Source organism: Marinobacter sp. S0848L (assembly GCF_023016065.1).
Classification (GTDB): domain Bacteria; phylum Pseudomonadota; class Gammaproteobacteria; order Pseudomonadales; family Oleiphilaceae; genus Marinobacter.
Genome location: NZ_JALKAQ010000015.1, coordinates 63,065 through 79,579, shown reverse-complemented (window position 1 = coordinate 79,579; position 16,515 = coordinate 63,065). Strand labels below are relative to the sequence as shown.

Below are 16,515 nucleotides of genomic sequence, written 5' to 3'. Positions count from 1 at the left end.
CTTTTTGAAGAATCTTTAAAACGTTTTCTTCAGAACTTTCAAGCAGTTACCGCTTCGTTGCTGACCGTGTTTAGCGGCCAGCCCCTCAAGCGAGATGCGCATTCTACAGACATCCCTGAGGGTGTCAACGGGTGATTTGAAACTTTCTCAATATTCTTCAATTCACCCCTCTCTACCTTCGAATAACACTCCTCAAACTTCTACTTTAACTTTGCCCGCCACAGCGACTGCCCGCGCCCTGGCCTCTTCAATGGTTGCACCGTGCGCCAACGCCACACCCATACGCCTTCTTCCTCTCAATTCTGGCTTACCAAACAGCCGAAGCTGGGTGTCCGGTTCAGAAAGCGCGTCACCCAAGCCACTATAAGAGACGGATGACGAATCACCTTGCGGAAGAATGACGGCGGAAGCAGTCGGGCCTTTTTGCCTAATGGCCGGAACAGACATACCCAGTATCGCCCGCGCATGCAGCGCAAATTCTGACAAATCCTGAGACATCAAAGTGACCAAGCCGGTGTCATGTGGCCGAGGTGATACTTCGGAAAACCACACGTCATCACCTTTAACGAACAGTTCCACGCCGTAGATCCCGTACCCACCCAGATCGTTTACCACAGATCGCGCAATTTCAGTGGAACGCTCAAACGCTTTCGGCGACATTGGATGAGGTTGCCACGACTCTCTGTAATCCCCGTCTTCCTGTACGTGACCTATTGGATCACAGAAGGAAATACCGTCACGATGCTTCACCGTCAGCAAGGTAATCTCGTAATCAAAGTCAACAAACCCTTCGACAATTACCCGACCACGGCCAGCCCGACCACCACTCTGCGCATACTCCCAGGCCTGCTCGATATCATCCTCTGCCTTTACGGTGCTTTGCCCCTTACCCGAGGAGCTCATCACCGGCTTAACCACAAGCGGCATGCCCACTTCTTCTACCGCGGCCAGATATTCCTCGCGACTACCGGCAAATCGGTATGGAGATGTCGGTAGCTTCAACTCCTCGGCAGCCAATCGGCGAATACCTTCCCGGTTCATCGTCAGATGCACCGCTCGCGCTGTTGGCACCACCCGATACCCTTGTTGCTCCAGCTTCACCAACTCTGCTGTCGCTATCGCTTCGATCTCCGGCACGATCAGGTCGGGTTTTTCGAGTTCAACAATTTCTCTTAACGCTGCCCCGTCTAACATATCAATGACATGACTGCGATGCGCCACCTGCATAGCAGGCGCATTTGCATACCGATCGATGGCAATCACTTCTACGCCGAAACGTTGGAGCTCAATAACGACCTCTTTACCCAGCTCTCCTGAACCACAAAACAAAACCCGGGTGGCGTTCGGTGTCAGAGGGGTGCCGATACGAACGGCCTCATCAGTTACAGTCATCCCGTGTACTTCCTATGATTTAGATTTGAAACTTTTCTTCGCGCTCTGCAACGTTTTTGAGCACTTGGCGCCGCTCATCTTCTGTCATCGAGGTCCAACGCAGAATCTCGTCACCGGTTCGTTGACAGCCAATGCAAATATCTTCGTCGTTCAATGCACAGACTGACACACAGGGCGAACGCACCTTATCGCGAACCTTCATGACTGCAGGTCAACCTCTTTCAACTTGGTTAGATAACGCTGCGCGTTATGGACATAATGAAGAGCACTCATCTCCAACATCTTTTTCTGGTTGTCGGTCAGCTCCCGCCGAATCTTACCGGGCGAGCCTACTACCATGGAACCATCCGGAATTTCCATTCCTTCCGGTATCAAGGTGTTTGCGCCAATCAAACAGTGCTTGCCGATTTTGGCGCCATTCAGAACAACCGCATTAATACCAATAAGCGAGTAATCACCGATTTCACAACCGTGAAGCATCGCTTTGTGCCCCACTGTCACGCCACGCCCCAGCGTGAGCGGTATTCCCGGATCGGTATGCAGAACCGAACCATCCTGAACATTGGTTTCGGGGCCAATGGTGATCAACTCATTGTCTCCCCGCACCACCACGTTGAACCATACACTGGATTTTTCCATCAGCTTAACGCTGCCGATCACTGTGGCATTGCTAGCTACAAACTGCTCACCCCCGCAATACTCCGGCGTGCGTTCATCAAGACTGTAAAACATCACTTCCTCCATTGGGTTCAACGTGGCGGTTCAAGAATATCGATCCCCGCATCGTAAACAGTATTCAAGAAATCGACCAACACGATTGCCGAGAGCCCCCAGATCTGAAACCGCTCCCACTTGTAGCAAGGCACATACAACGTACTGTTCTGAAACCCGAGAGCATCGGTGCGCTCGCGCTTGTCTTCCAGAAAAAACTCAATAGGCACCCGAAAAATACTCTCTATTTCATCGGGGTTAGCCTCATAAGCATGCTCTTCTGGCACAACTCCCACGTACGGCGTGACAAGAATCCGGTGCAGGGATACCACCTGGCTCAGCGGTGCAATCACGTTAACCTGATCTGGCGGCAAACCGATTTCTTCATGAGCTTCTCTAAGGGCGGTGGCAGCCAGTGACGCATCTTCCGGATCGCGCTTGCCTCCCGGATAGGCTACCTGCCCTCGATGAGTTTTGAGATTTGCAGATCGCAGAGTAAAGATCATTTCGGGATTACTGACATTGTCAGTAATCGGAACCAGTATTCCTGCCTCGGGATAATCCAGGGTCAATTGCCTGGGCGCGTAATTCAGCAGCTTTTTCTGCAACAGGTCCTGCACTCTGCACTCCAACCAGATAACATCATTGAATGAGACACGAGCAGTCGCGATGGTTAAACTGACTACTATTGAACTCTCAGTATACGGGGAAAATGATGAAGTATTGCAGCACATGCGGCCAACAGGTTGAACAAAAGATTCCGGAAGGGGACAACCGCTACCGGTATGTGTGCGTTAGCTGCGAAACCATCCATTACCAGAACCCCAGAATCATAGCGGGCACCGTGCCCGTCTGGGACGGAAAGATTTTATTATGCCGGCGAGCGATAGAACCCCGATATGGTTACTGGACGTTACCCGCAGGATTTATGGAGAATGCGGAGACAACGATCGAAGCCGCCGCTCGGGAAACCCTGGAAGAAGCCCTGGCCAAGGTAACCATCGACGGCTTGTTCTCCATCATTGATGTTCCTCACATAAACCAGGTACATATGTTCTATCGCGCAACCTTGGTGGATGGGAGTTTCGGAGCGGGTGAAGAGTCGCTGGAAACCCGCCTGTTCGCCGCTGACGAAATCCCTTGGGAAGAAATTTCGTTCCCGACGGTAAAGCGGACGTTGGAGTTTTTCCTGTCAGAGATGCCATCAGGCAACTACGGCCTGCACGTGAGCGATATCCGCCCACCCAGCACCAGACGTGTCGGTCAGAACTGTTCCAGCCGCAGCACCTCGTAAGCCGGCTCCTCATACGGGTGGGCCCGCTTTAATGCGTCGATGGCCCCCTGTATCTTCGCCTCCGTACAAATCAGCTCTACCTTATACTCGTTAACCACTTCCAATTCGCCCGTCTGCCCCAGAAATGGGTCACTGCCTTCCAGCGGTCGAAACTGCCCCTGCCCCTTGCACTGCCACGCGCAATGTTCGTAATCGCCAATTTTACCCGCCCCGGCTTCGAAGAGTGCCTGCTTGGTAACGCTCAAGTGACTCTCTGGAACAAAGTAACAAAGTTTAAACATTGGTCACCTCAAATCGTACAAGTTTTGTTCAGATCGAGCATTTTCAGAGTTACCCACAATTTCTGTGGATAACTCTGTGCAAAGTATTAGGGAATCTACTCTAAACCCTTATGACTACTGGCCCCACCTTAAATTGACGAGAAATTCGCCCCTCAAACAAAATACAATAAATTCAAACAGTTACAAATAAAGCTCAAAAAGTGAACGCATATCCCGTTGTTTGTTCATAGTTCCACCAATCTAACCCCAAAATTGTGCATAAAAAACTTGGGTCAAGTCCTTGACTGCCGGTTTTTGCACAATTTCGCACAAAAATTAGTACATTTATCGCACGAACAAATACTTACCCCACAAAAAAACCGGCCGGGCAGCAACTTCCACTAAGAGGGAAGCTCTACCCGGCCGGCTTTGCGTTAACCGTAGCTGTTTATATCACCCCAGCCAACGCCTCGCATTTCGGAACATGCGAATCCACGGACCATCTTCCTGCCAATCATCTGGCCGCCACGAATGCTGGACCGCACGGAAGACACGCTCAGGATGTGGCATCATAATCGTCACGCGTCCATCGCGGTTTGTAACGCCGGTAATCCCACCTTCAGACCCGTTCGGGTTGTATGGGTAGCGGCTTGTTACTTCACCACGGTTGTCTACGTAACGCAGTGCTGCCAGCTTGTCCTCAACCAGTGCATCGGCACTATTGCCCGCCGCAAACTCGACACGGCCTTCACCGTGCGCGACGGCGATCGGCATACGGGATCCTGCCATGCCGTCCAGGAAGGCAGATGGAGACGGTGCAACTTCTACCATCACCAAACGTGCCTCGAACTGTTCGGACTGGTTCCGCACGAAGCGAGGCCAACCTTCACTACCGGGAATGAGCTCGTGCAGGTTAGACAACATCTGACAGCCGTTGCACACACCCAACGCCAAGGTGTCTTCACGGTTGAAGAAGCCGGCAAACTGGTCACGAACACGGTCGTTAAACAGAATCGACTTAGCCCAGCCTTCGCCGGCGCCGAGCACGTCGCCGTAGGAGAATCCACCACACGCCACCAGGCTCTGGAAGCTTTCCAGCGAGATTCGGCCCGACAGCAGATCACTCATGTGCACATCAACCGCCTCAAAGCCTGCGCGGTCAAATGCAGCGGCCATTTCAATCTGGCCGTTAACGCCCTGCTCCCGCAGAACCGCTACCTTTGGACGAGCACCCGAATTGATAAACGGCGCAGCAATGTCTTCGTTGATATCAAACGTCAGATCAACATTCAGGCCGGGATCTTCAGCATCCAGCAAGTTATCGAACTCTTCTTTGGCGCAATCCGCGTTGTCGCGCAAGGATTGAATCTGATAACTGGTTTCGGCCCACAAGCGCTGCAGATCGGCACGAGCTTCATCAACAATGCTTTCACCGGCAAAGGTCAGCTCAACGCGGTCAGAGTCGTTCAATGTCCCGATCACACCCGTGTGATCGCCAAGCCCTGCGGCGGAGAACTGCTGAAGCACAAATTCGGTGTCTTCACGACGAACCTGAACCACAGCACCCAACTCTTCGTTAAACAGCTCGCGAGCGAACTGAGAGCTGTCTTCTGCCAAACCGTCCAGCTTGACGCTGACACCGGTGCGCCCGGCAAAGCTCATCTCCGCCAAGGTCACGAACAAACCGCCATCAGACCGGTCGTGATAGGCCAGCAGCTTGCCGTCAGCGTTCAGCCCCTGAATCACAGCAAAGAACGCTTTGATGTCTTCCGGGTCATCCAGATCGGGGGCTACCGCGCCCACCTGGCTGTATACTTGCGCCAGCGCCGAGCCACCCAGGCGATTCTGGCCAGCGGCCAAATCAATCAGGATCAGATCTGTTTCACCTGCATCGGTGCGCAACTGTGGCGTCAGTGTACGAGCAACATCCGTGACCGGGGCGAAACCACTCACAATGAGTGACAACGGCGAGGTAACGCTCTTCTGTTCGCCGTTCTCTTCTTCCCATGTGGTCTTCATTGACATGGAGTCTTTACCGACCGGGATGGTGATACCCAATGCCGGACACAGCTCCATGCCTACCGCTTTAACGGTTTCATACAGATTTTCATCTTCACCGGGATGCCCCGCCGCGGCCATCCAGTTAGCGGAAAGCCGGATATTGGAAAGCTTCTCAATCGGCGCAGCAGCCAGGTTGGTAATGGCTTCGCCCACCGCCATGCGGCCAGATGCAGGTGCATCGATCACCGCCAACGGCGTACGCTCGCCCATGGCCATTGCTTCACCGGCACGAACGTCGAAAGACGCGGCGGTCACGGCCACATCCGCCACAGGCACCTGCCAAGGCCCCACCATTTGATCACGCGCAACCAGCCCTGTGATCGTACGGTCACCGATGGTGATCAGGAAGCTCTTGGAACCGACTGACGGCAACCGCAATACACGGCGAATGGCATCCTGAATATCAATTTTCGAAGAATCGAAGATTGGCTTGGTGAAGGACGCGCGGGTCACACTACGGTGCATTCTCGGTGGCTTGCCGAACAACACGTCCATCGGCAGATCAACCGGCTTGTCGTTAAAGTACGAATCTGCCAGCTCAAGATGATGCTCTTCGGTTGCTTCGCCAATCACAGCGTATGGGCAACGTTCACGACGACACAGCGCATCAAAACGCTCGAGATCTTCCGGCGCTACCGCAAGTACGTAACGCTCCTGGGATTCGTTACTCCAGATTTCCAGAGGCGACATACCGGGTTCGTCGCTGGGAATGTCCCGCAACTCGAATTTACCGCCACGGCCGCCATCTTTAACCAACTCAGGCATGGCGTTCGACAAACCGCCAGCACCCACGTCGTGAATAAAGCAAATCGGGTTCTGCTCACCCAACTGCCAGCAACGGTCGATTACTTCCTGACAACGACGCTCCATTTCGGGGTTGTCCCGCTGGACAGAAGCGAAATCGAGGTTTTCGTTACTGGAACCGGAATCCATAGACGATGCAGCACCACCGCCAAGACCGATCAGCATGGACGGGCCACCCAAAACGATCAGTTTAGCACCGACCGGGATATTGCCCTTCTCCACATCCTCTTCACGGATGTTACCCATACCGCCTGCGATCATGATCGGCTTGTGATAACCGCGCACCTCTTCGCCGGCTGCGCCCGCGACTTTTTCCTCAAAGGTACGGAAATACCCGGTCAGGTTCGGACGGCCGAATTCGTTGTTGAATGCCGCGCCACCAATTGGACCTTCAATCATGATGTCCAATGGCGAAGCAATACGGCTGGGCTTTCCATAACCAAGCTCCCACGGCTGCTCGTCGCCCGGGATGTTCAGGTTGGATACGGTAAAGCCAGAAAGGCCTGCTTTTGGCTTAGAGCCTCGGCCAGTAGCGCCTTCGTCACGAATTTCACCACCGGAACCGGTCGCAGCACCGGCAAACGGAGCAATCGCCGTCGGGTGGTTATGCGTTTCAACCTTCATCAGGATGTGCACCGGCTCACGGTTATAACTGTACACACCGGTACCCGGAGCCGGGTAAAAACGACCTGCTTCGCTGCCTACAATCACAGACGCGTTGTCTTTATAAGCAGACAAAACGCCTTCACTGTTCATCTCGTAGGTATTCTTAATCATCGCGAACAGGGATTTTTCCTGGGCTTCACCATCGATATCCCAAGAAGCATTAAAAATCTTGTGGCGGCAATGTTCGGAGTTCGCCTGAGCGAACATCATCAGTTCAACGTCGGTCGGATCACGCTCGAGTCTGATGAAGGACTCGACCAGATAATCGATTTCATCATCAGCCAGAGCCAGCCCCAAACGTGCATTGGCTTCAACCAACGCCGCGCGACCACCGGACACAATCGGAACACGGCCCAAGCGGCGTGGCTCTTCATTGCTGAACAGAAGCTCGGCCCCACCCATTTCGTGGAATACCTTCTGCGTCATACGGTCGTGCAGAAGTGCTGCGATCTTCTCGCGCTGCTCCAAACCGAGTTTTTTACTGGAGCGTATATAGTAAGCAATACCGCGTTCAATTCTGCGGATCTGCCGCAAACCGCAATTACGGGCGATATCGGTCGCTTTACTGGACCAGGGAGACAGAGTGCCCGGGCGTGGAACCACGAGGAATAAAACTCCATCCTGTGCTTCTACTTCAACACTGGGCCCATAGGTAAGCAGCCGGTCCAGAATCGCCTGTTCGTTACCGGACAGGTCGTCATCTAGATCCACAAAGTGCATAAACTCAGCATAAACATGCTCTACATCAGGAACCATGTCCTGAATACGAGAATGCAATTTGCGGGAACGAAAGGGCGAGAGCGCTGGCGCGCCGCGAAGTTCAAGCATGATATCAACCTGTATCGCGCGAAGAATCGGGGGACGTCTTTCTGAAAGGCGGCAATGATACTTGAAACTGGCCCAAGGATACAGGGTAAGCTGATGCCTTTCGCAGGTGTATAATTGAACCGATTTTTCTGATTGGGTATCTGCTCTGATTGACCGCGAAGGCGCAAGACGAGATCATCACTTATATGCATGGATTGCATGAGGCATCAAACAACAGGCAAGTGGCTTAAGTCACGCAGTTACCTGAACATTGGGCTTTGCGGAGCGCATGGATTTGTCAGACATCATCAAAAAGTTTTACGGTAGTCGTGCTGCAATCGCGCTGGCTTTGGCCACTGTATTGGCCACCAGCGGATGCTCTCAACCCAGCACCCTGCAAGAAGTTAAGAACGAAGGTGTCTTACACGTAATTACCCGTACAGCACCGTCTGTTTATTACGAAGACGAGGGTGGCGCTACCGGTTACGACTATGAACTCGCGCGCCGGTTCGCCGATGAACTGGGTGTCGAACTGAGAGTTCGTGTCGCAAAAGACAACTCCGAAATTCTCTCTGTCCTGAGGCGCAACTACGCTCATATTGGATTGGCCGGGCTGGTCAATCGGCCCGATTTTGCTGCTGAATTCCACCCCGTTCCAACGGGCATCAACGCGCAATCCATTGTGGTCTACCACCGCGATCACCCGGCACCCGATTCCATTGTCGAGTTATCTGGCCAGACGCTCCATTTACTTGCCGACAGCAACCACGAGTATGTCATCGAGGTTGCCGCAGGCGATCTGGGCCCGCAAACCCGCATTCACCCGGGGCTTGATGCAGAAGGGTTACTGGAAAAGGTAAATAAGGGTGAGCTTCCCTATGCGGTCATATCCTCGAACGAACTCGACCTCAACCACGTGTTCTTCCCGATGGTCAAAGAAGCCTTTGCCCTGAACGATCCGCAAGAACTCGTCTGGCTGTTCCCGCCCCAACAAGACGAGACGCTGGCCAATGCCGCCCGGTTGTTTATGGAACGCGCCAATGAAGACGGCTCCAAGGCCCAGTTGGCAGAACGGTTCTACGGACATTTGGACCGACTGAACTATGTCGGTGCCCGCACCTTCATGCACCACTTGGAAAACCGGCTGCCACGATACCAAGGACTTTTTGAAAGCCACGCCAAAGATATCGGCATGGACTGGCGGCTTCTTGCTGCCATCGGTTATCAGGAATCCCACTGGAGGCCCAATGCGGTTTCGCCTACCGGCGTTCGCGGCCTGATGATGCTCACCAGAACCACCGCGAAATACATCGGCATCAACAATCGTCTCGATGCCGAAGAGAGCATCAAAGGCGGCGCTCGTTACTTCCGCATGGTGCACGACCGCATCCCCGAGCGTATCCCGGAACCAGACCGCACATGGTTCGCTCTGGCTTCCTACAACGTTGGTTATGGTCATCTGGAAGATGCCCGAAGGCTAACCGAATCAGCTGGCCGAAACCCGGATCGCTGGATGGACGTAAAAGAATTTCTGCCACTACTGGCCAAGAAAGAGTGGTATTCAAAAACCCGTTTTGGCTATGCCCGGGGGCACGAACCCGTCACCTATGTGCAGAACATTCGGCGCTATTACGACGTACTGGCACGTGTTCCAGCGCTCGACAATGCAACCCCCGCTCCGGCGGAGCCGCCACCCACTCTGGGCAACGGCAGCCAACTGGCGAATGCTGAAGGCTCCAAGCCAACCTCATCTGACAAGCGGGAAGACCTAAGAGCAGCGCTGCCTCCCGAGCTCAGCGTGATACCGCCCACGCTTTAAACATCATCGCCTCCCCAAAGCTGCTCGGCGTCTTCGAGCTTAAGCGCCCTTTCCACCTGTGCGGACGAAAAACCACGGCGCGCCAGAAACCTGGCCTGTCGGAGTTTCTCAGCCAGATCGTCACTCAAACGACCAAGCCCGAAACGCTTTTCACGCAGTTCCGCAGCCACCCTGACCCAATCGGCATCGCGCTTTTCCTCCAGACACTCCGGGCGAAAATGAACCCCCCTTTGCTGCAGCTCCGACATAATGCGCACCGGGCCGTAGCCGGCATCGATGCGCTGGCGACTGTAAACATCCGCAAAACGGCAATCATCCAACCAGCCTTCTTCTTCGTATTCATCAAGCACCGAGTCGATCACCGGTTGCTCGATTTTCCTTTGGCGCAACTTTAGCGAAAGCTCCTGGCGGCTGTGCTCCCGGCGGGCCAGCAAGCGCAACGCTACCGAACGGGCTTTATACTCCGGATCATCGTGTTTTGAATCTTTTCCCATGTAGCCCCTTCCCGCATGCGCCAGCGAAACGCTAGACTAGCGCCCGATGTTACAACTATCCGGCACGCAACTCATGCCGATGGCCGGTGGTACGCACTCTGCCACCACCGCAGACTGGTCTCAATCCCGAAGGATACCTTGTTATGGCTGCATTTATTCAGAAACTGTTCAAGTCCCGCAAAACCAAAGCGACCTCCAGTTCCAATCCTCAGGTTAAACCTGACGCCAAACAGCCGGCCGAGGTAGATCAACGCAACGAGCTTCGGGAAGCTCAGCAACAACAACTTGCAAACAACCCCGAGCAATCTGCGCTGGCAACGCTTGCGACCGAGGGAGTTACCGCCTCCATCAGGCTTGAAGCAGCTCAAAAACTGGAAGACGAAGAGTTGCTTCAACAGGTACAGAAGAACTCTAAAGGTCGGGACAAAAGCGTTTACCAGACCGTTCGGCAATCACTTCAGCGTTTGCGGGAAGAACAAGCCCGGGAAGCGGCCATCCGCCAGCGAGTCAGTGAACTGGTCGCGCAAGCCAAAGATCAGGCCAGCAGCGAAAACACCAAGCTGTTCAAGGCCCGGCTCGACGCGCTGCAAGACCAGTGGCAGGCGGTAAAAAACGAAGCCAGCTCAGAGCAGTCTCAACAGTTTCTGGAAGCGGTGCACGAATGCCAGAAGCGCTTGCAACTGATTGACCAAGCACAGCAGGAAGAAGCTCGCCAGCAAGAACAAGCGCGCCAGCGTAACGAAACCCTCGATCTGCTGAAAAATACCCTCGTAGATATGAAGCAGCAAAGTGCGAGCGATCTGCCGTCCCCGTCATCGCTTGACGCACTCCAGAAAACACAAGAAAACCGTTGGCTGGAAGCAACCCGAGACACCGCTGTAGATAAACACGAACAAAAAGCCTACGAACAGCAGATGCAGGCGCTTCGCAGCTACCTGAACGCCGTTCGCTGGCTGGCACAGGAAAAGGAAACACTTGATACGCTGGCACAAGCTGCCGAAACGGGCGGCGCTACAGACGAGCAACGAGCGCAAGCAACCGAACTGTTGCAACAACTGGAATGGCCGACTGACCTGCCACAACCCTCGACTTTGGCACAAGTTCGTAAGCTCACCGGCAAACGTCAGGCACCAAAGCAAAACGATGGCCAGCGTGAAAAACAACAAGAGTTTGCGAACAAGCTAAAAGCCACACTGCCTGAGCTGGAAGCGGCTCTCGAGGCTCGTCAGTTCAAAGAATCCAAGCAGTTATTCAAAACCGCTCAAAACCTGTTTCAGCAGCTGGATCACGCTCATCGGAAAGGCCTGCAAGCGCGCATGCAGTTGTTAACCGGCCAGTTCCGCGAACTGAGCGACTGGCAAGGCTTTGCAACCGAGCCCAAGCAAATCGCCCTGTGCGAGCAGATGGAATACCTTGCCGAGCAGCCCATGGACCCGGAAGCCAAAGCAGAGCGGATCAAAGAACTGCAAGGCGAATGGCGGAACCTGGGTGGCTCATCCGACCGAACCCTTTGGACCCGGTTCAAAGCCGCGTCCGATCAAGCATTCGAGCCCTGCAAGGCTTACTTTGAAGCCAAATCCGATCTGAAACAGGCGAACCTGGATAAACGTAAAGCGATCTGCGATGAATTGTCCAACTTTCTCGATAACGCCGATTGGGCATCCATTGACTGGAAAGCCATCGAACGTATCTACCAAACCGCAAGACAGGAATGGAAAGAAGCCTGGCCGGTAGACTTCCGGAACAACCGGTCGGTGCAAAAACAGTTCGATGAACTGCTGAAACGATTGGAACAACCGCTGGATGAAGAGCGCAAAAAGAACGAGGCCCTGAAGCAGTCGATTGTCGAGCGCGCCCAAGCACTGATTGACCATGAGCCTTTGCAAGACGCTATGGAACAAGCCAAATCCCTGCAAGCCGAGTGGACCGGCATTGGCATCACACGGCACCGCGAAGACCGCAAAATGTGGCAGGCATTCCGTAAAGCCTGCGATCAGATTTTCGCCCGTCGTGATGCTCAACGCACGGAACAGCAACAAGCCAGCCAGTTGGCCGACCAAGCCGCTCAGGCAGTCTTGAGCAAATTCGAGAGCATTGATGTCGATACGGATGAAACGCTCCTGAACGAAGCGCGCCAAGCGATCCAGCCACTGTCAGGCGAACCCTTGTCTCCCGCTGTGAAAGAGCAAGTGCAGCAGCTCAAACAAAAGCTCAACCGGGCTGAGGAGCTGAAAAAATTCCAGCAAACAGTAGCGGATTGGCAAGCGCTCATCAGCGACAAGGTTGAGCAGAAACTGTCAGACGAAGCCGCACCAAAACACTGGCTCAATCTGGCCAAAACCGCCGGCCCGATAAACGGCCGTGACTTGGCGATCCGAGCAGAGATACTGACCGGGACGCCAACTCCTGACCAGGACCAGCCGCGCCGCATGGAAATTCAGGTACAGCGCCTGAGCGATGGTATGGGAAGCACCGACAACGCGTCTCCCACCCAAGAACTGGAGAAGCTGGTCGCACTTTGGTGCCTGCACCCGGAAGTCAAGGATACATCCCAGGAAAATGCTGAACGCTTGAATCAGGCCCTGACCAGCCTGACACAAACCAGCTGACCTCCCTCACCCACCTCTCTTCAAGATCCCTGAACGGCAACCCCGGTCAGGGATTTTTTGTTTCTGTGGCAAGCCTCCTCCTGAGCAAATAGGCCAACGGGATTGGCAGGCGCTGTCATTACTCCTGCCGCACCAGAACCGCTATGGTTAGATAACTGATGTATTCCACAAAACAACGAACAGAGGAACGAGCATGTCCACCGAGGCGTATATCTTTGATGCAGTCCGAACCCCACGCGGACGCGGCAAGAAAGACGGTTCACTGCACAGCGTCAAACCCATCACCCTGCTAGGTTCGATACTTGAAGCCCTCCGGGAGCGCAACCAACTGGATACCGCGCACGTTGATGACATTGTCATGGGCTGTGTGACCGCCGTCGGTGATCAAGGTGCCGATATCGCCAAAACCGCCGCGCTTGCCATTGGCTGGGATGAGCAAGTCGCCGGTGTCACCCTCAACCGTTTCTGCGCGTCTGGCCTGGAGGCGGTGAACCTCGCCGCCATGAAAGTGCGTTCGGGATGGGAAGATCTTGTGGTTGCCGGCGGTGTTGAGGCCATGTCTCGCGTACCGATGGGCTCTGACGGCGGCGCATGGGCAACTGACCCCGCCACCAACCTCGAAACCGGCTTCATGCCACAAGGCATCGGCGCTGATTTGATTGCCACCCTTGAAGGTTTCAGCCGAACCGATGTCGATAATTTTGCGGTTCGGTCACAACAGAAAGCCGCGAACGCTTGGGCAAACGGTTATTTTGCAAAATCCATCGTGCCGGTGACCGACCAGAATGGCGTGCCTATTCTGGATCACGACGAATTCATTCGCAGCAACACAACCGTCGAGTCTTTGTCCGGCCTCAAACCGTCTTTCCAGATGATGGGCGAGATGGGCTTCGACAGCGTTGCCCGCGAAAAATACCACTACGTTGAGAAGATCAACCACGTTCACCACGCCGGTAACTCGTCAGGTATTGTCGATGGTGCAACGGCGATGCTGATCGGTAGTGAAACCAAAGGCAAAGAGCTCGGTCTTAAGCCGCGAGCCCGCATTGTCGCCACAGCAGTTACCAGCACCGACCCAACCATCATGCTGACCGGCCCGGCACCGGCTGCGCGCAAAGCACTGGAAAAAGCCGGCCTGTCCATCGACGACATTGACCTGTTTGAAGTAAACGAAGCCTTTGCCTCCGTCGTCATGCGCTTCCAGAAGGAACTGTCCGTTCCGGACGAGAAAGTGAACGTAAATGGCGGCGCCATCGCCATGGGCCACCCACTGGGCGCCACCGGCGCCATGATACTCGGCACCCTGCTCGATGAGCTTGAACGCCGCGAACTCCGCTACGGTCTGGCCACACTGTGTGTCGGCGGCGGCATGGGTATTGCCACCATCATCGAACGCGTTTGAACCCACTTTCAAAATAAGGAACAGACCATGACAGCTATTAAGTACGACCTGGGTTCAGACCAGATTCTCACCCTGACCATTGACATGCCGGGCCAGTCGGCCAACACCATGAACCGCGAATTCCGGACGGCTCTGACCGAAACGGCCACCAAGGTGCAGGCAGATCTGGACAATATCAAAGGCATCATCATCGCGTCCGCCAAAAAAACCTTCTTTGCCGGCGGCGACCTGAATGAGATTCACCAAGTCACCCGTGAACAAGCCAAAGAATTCGAAGACATGGTGGATGGATTGAAAGCCAACATGCGAATTCTGGAAACCTGCGGCAAACCTGTGGTTGCGGCCATTAATGGCTCGGCTTTAGGTGGCGGTTTGGAAATCGCACTGGCCTGCCATCACCGAGTTGTTCTGGACAACGACAGCATCCAGCTGGGCTTGCCGGAAGTCAGCCTCGGCTTGCTTCCCGGCGGTGGCGGCACTCAACGCCTGCCGCGAATGATCGGTTTGGAAGCCTCTTTCCCGCTACTCATGGAAGGCAAAAAATTGTCCCCGAAAGCGGCCCTGAAAGCCGGCATTATTGATGAGTTGGCCAGCTCACCCGAGGAGCTGTTCAGCAAAGCACAAGCCTTTATTGAAGCCAACCCCAAGTGCGAACAGCCGTGGGACAAAAAAGGCTTCAAAATGCCCGGCGGTGCGCCGAGTCACCCGGCAATGGCTCAGAAACTTTCTATCGCCCCTGCCATGCTGCGAGAGAAAACCAAAGGCTGCTACCCCGCACCAGAGCGGATTTTGGCCGCCGCGGTGGAAGGTGCTCAGGTGGACTTCGACAGCGGTAGCCTGATCGAAACCCGTTACTTCGCCGAACTGGTCACCGGCCAAGTCGCCAAAAACATGACAAACACCTTCTGGTTCCAGCTGAACGCCATCAAAGCAGGCGGCAGCCGTCCGGCGGGTATCGACAAGGCCTCCTTAAAAAAAGTCGGGGTGCTGGGTGCGGGCATGATGGGTGCAGGCATTGCTTATTCCACAGCAATCCGCGGCATCGATGTGGTGCTGAAAGACGTGTCATCGGAAAACGCCGAGAAAGGCAAAAGCTATTCCGAAAAACTACTGGCCAAGAAAGTCAGCCGTGGCCGGATGACCGAAGCCGAAAAAGAAGCCATCTTGAGTCGCATCACTGCGACCGCATCAGCAGATGATCTGGAGAACTGTGATCTCATCATCGAAGCCGTCTTTGAAGACAGCGACTTGAAAGCCAAAGTCACCCAAGAAGCCGAGCCTAAAATGGCCGTTAATGGCATCTTCGCGTCCAACACCTCGACCATTCCCATCACCCAGTTGGCGGAAGCTTCCGCCAAGCCTGATCATTTCATCGGCCTGCACTTCTTCTCACCGGTGGACAAGATGCAATTGGTGGAAATCATTGTGGGCGAGAAAACTTCCGATGAAACCCTGGCCCGTGCGTTTGACTACGTCCAGCAAATTGGCAAAACGCCCATCGTCGTTAACGACAGTCGCGGATTCTTTACTTCACGGGTGTTCGGCACTTTTGTAAATGAAGGCATCGGCATGCTCTCGGAAGGCATTCATCCCGCCAGCATCGAAAACGCAGGACTGTTGGCCGGCATGCCGGTTGGCCCTCTGACGATTTCTGACGAGGTGAGCCTGACGCTGTTACAACACGTACGCGCCGAAGCACAGAAAGATGCAGCAGCTGCCGGCCGAACCTGGCAGCCACATCCGGCTGAAGCCATCGTCGATGCCATGGTGGATACCCACGGCCGCAAAGGCAAAGCCGCCGGTGCCGGCTTCTATGAATACCCTGAGAAAGGCAAGAAACACCTTTGGCCAGAACTTGAAAACCTGTATGTCGACCAAGACGAGGCACGCAAGGTGAAGCTGCAGGATCTGAAAGACCGCATTCTGTTCATCCAAGCGATTGAAACCATCCGCTGTCTGGAAGAAGGCGTTCTCCGCACGGTAGCAGACGCCAACATAGGCAGTATCTTCGGGATCGGATACGCCCCCTGGACCGGTGGCGCTATTCAGTTCGTGAACCAGTACGGCGTGCGCAGGTTCGCAGAACGCGCGCAAGAACTGACCGACCAATACGGCGAACGGTTCACGCCCCCCGCACTCCTGCTCGAAAAAGCGGAGAAAAACGAAACCTTCGCTTAACAGCCCTTGCCGACCGGA

At 54.5% G+C, this 16,515-nt stretch carries 12 protein-coding genes; 5 read left to right on the top strand and 7 right to left on the bottom strand.

Going from position 1 to position 16,515, the window contains the following annotated elements:
• Positions 1-192: 192 nt before the first annotated feature.
• From purT to MWU64_RS14590, 4 genes are read right to left on the bottom strand one after another with little or no spacing between them, the layout of a single operon-like run.
• The gene (purT, locus tag MWU64_RS14605; RefSeq protein ID WP_247065153.1) at positions 193-1,392 is read right to left on the bottom strand and encodes a formate-dependent phosphoribosylglycinamide formyltransferase; all 1,200 of its coding nucleotides are present in this window, start codon (positions 1,390-1,392) and stop codon (positions 193-195) included.
• Between the two features lie 19 nt (positions 1,393-1,411).
• Entirely contained in the window at positions 1,412-1,594 is a 183-nt protein-coding gene (locus tag MWU64_RS14600; protein WP_247065151.1) for a DUF1289 domain-containing protein, read from the bottom strand.
• Positions 1,591-2,124, bottom strand: a complete 534-nt coding sequence (locus MWU64_RS14595) for a gamma carbonic anhydrase family protein (RefSeq protein ID WP_247065148.1) — start codon at positions 2,122-2,124, stop codon at positions 1,591-1,593. Before MWU64_RS14595 ends, MWU64_RS14600 begins: the two co-directional genes overlap by 4 nt.
• Positions 2,125-2,141: 17 nt before the next feature.
• Positions 2,142-2,723 (bottom strand): CoA pyrophosphatase, encoded by a 582-nt coding sequence (locus tag MWU64_RS14590; protein ID WP_247065146.1) that lies wholly within the window; start codon positions 2,721-2,723, stop codon positions 2,142-2,144.
• A 95-nt stretch (positions 2,724-2,818) separates the two neighbouring features.
• Between MWU64_RS14590 and MWU64_RS14585 the strand changes: the two genes are divergently transcribed.
• Positions 2,819-3,397 carry an NUDIX hydrolase gene (locus MWU64_RS14585; protein ID WP_247065144.1) on the top strand — a complete coding sequence of 193 codons (579 nt, stop codon included), beginning with the start codon at positions 2,819-2,821 and terminating at the stop codon, positions 3,395-3,397.
• Here MWU64_RS14585 and MWU64_RS14580 read toward each other — a convergent pair.
• Both MWU64_RS14580 and purL read right to left on the bottom strand, forming a co-directional pair.
• A complete protein-coding gene (locus tag MWU64_RS14580; RefSeq protein ID WP_247065142.1) occupies positions 3,367-3,678 on the bottom strand; it encodes an NGG1p interacting factor NIF3 in 312 nt (103 codons plus the stop codon). The genes MWU64_RS14585 and MWU64_RS14580 overlap by 31 nt on opposite strands.
• A 432-nt stretch (positions 3,679-4,110) precedes the next feature.
• The gene (gene purL / locus MWU64_RS14575; protein WP_247065140.1) at positions 4,111-8,016 is read right to left on the bottom strand and encodes a phosphoribosylformylglycinamidine synthase; all 3,906 of its coding nucleotides are present in this window, start codon (positions 8,014-8,016) and stop codon (positions 4,111-4,113) included.
• Between the two features lie 268 nt (positions 8,017-8,284).
• Between purL and mltF the strand changes: the two genes are divergently transcribed.
• The gene (gene mltF, locus MWU64_RS14570; RefSeq protein ID WP_247065138.1) at positions 8,285-9,814 is read left to right on the top strand and encodes a membrane-bound lytic murein transglycosylase MltF; all 1,530 of its coding nucleotides are present in this window, start codon (positions 8,285-8,287) and stop codon (positions 9,812-9,814) included.
• On the opposite strand, the gene MWU64_RS14565 is transcribed toward mltF, so the two are convergent.
• On the bottom strand, positions 9,811-10,308 hold the full coding sequence (locus MWU64_RS14565; protein ID WP_247065136.1) for a regulatory protein RecX: 498 nt from the start codon (positions 10,306-10,308) through the stop codon (positions 9,811-9,813). The two genes, mltF and MWU64_RS14565, sit on opposite strands and share 4 nt — an antisense overlap.
• Positions 10,309-10,451: 143 nt before the next feature.
• On the opposite strand from MWU64_RS14565, the gene MWU64_RS14560 reads away from it, so the two are divergent.
• The 3 genes from MWU64_RS14560 (at position 10,452) to MWU64_RS14550 (ending at position 16,497) form a co-directional block, all read left to right on the top strand.
• Entirely contained in the window at positions 10,452-12,917 is a 2,466-nt protein-coding gene (locus MWU64_RS14560) for a DUF349 domain-containing protein (RefSeq protein ID WP_247065134.1), read from the top strand.
• Between the two features lie 193 nt (positions 12,918-13,110).
• A complete protein-coding gene (locus tag MWU64_RS14555) occupies positions 13,111-14,319 on the top strand; it encodes an acetyl-CoA C-acetyltransferase (RefSeq protein ID WP_247065132.1) in 1,209 nt (402 codons plus the stop codon).
• A 27-nt stretch (positions 14,320-14,346) separates the two neighbouring features.
• Positions 14,347-16,497 carry a 3-hydroxyacyl-CoA dehydrogenase NAD-binding domain-containing protein gene (locus tag MWU64_RS14550; RefSeq protein ID WP_247065130.1) on the top strand — a complete coding sequence of 717 codons (2,151 nt, stop codon included), beginning with the start codon at positions 14,347-14,349 and terminating at the stop codon, positions 16,495-16,497.
• Positions 16,498-16,515 lie beyond the last annotated feature (18 nt).

Bases quoted from the DNA above. Each gene is read 5' to 3' on its own strand.
- MWU64_RS14595 (WP_247065148.1), bottom strand. From the start codon at position 2,124: ATGTTTTACAGTCTTGATGAACGCACGCCGGAGTATTGCGGGGGTGAG.
- MWU64_RS14555 (WP_247065132.1), top strand. From the start codon at position 13,111: ATGTCCACCGAGGCGTATATCTTTGATGCAGTCCGAACCCCACGCGGA.
- MWU64_RS14600 (WP_247065151.1), bottom strand. From the start codon at position 1,594: ATGAAGGTTCGCGATAAGGTGCGTTCGCCCTGTGTGTCAGTCTGTGCA.
- purT (WP_247065153.1), bottom strand. From the start codon at position 1,392: ATGACTGTAACTGATGAGGCCGTTCGTATCGGCACCCCTCTGACACCG.
- MWU64_RS14565 (WP_247065136.1), bottom strand. From the start codon at position 10,308: ATGGGAAAAGATTCAAAACACGATGATCCGGAGTATAAAGCCCGTTCG.
- MWU64_RS14550 (WP_247065130.1), top strand. From the start codon at position 14,347: ATGACAGCTATTAAGTACGACCTGGGTTCAGACCAGATTCTCACCCTG.
- MWU64_RS14560 (WP_247065134.1), top strand. From the start codon at position 10,452: ATGGCTGCATTTATTCAGAAACTGTTCAAGTCCCGCAAAACCAAAGCG.
- mltF (WP_247065138.1), top strand. From the start codon at position 8,285: ATGGATTTGTCAGACATCATCAAAAAGTTTTACGGTAGTCGTGCTGCA.
- purL (WP_247065140.1), bottom strand. From the start codon at position 8,016: ATGCTTGAACTTCGCGGCGCGCCAGCGCTCTCGCCCTTTCGTTCCCGC.
- MWU64_RS14580 (WP_247065142.1), bottom strand. From the start codon at position 3,678: ATGTTTAAACTTTGTTACTTTGTTCCAGAGAGTCACTTGAGCGTTACC.
- MWU64_RS14585 (WP_247065144.1), top strand. From the start codon at position 2,819: ATGAAGTATTGCAGCACATGCGGCCAACAGGTTGAACAAAAGATTCCG.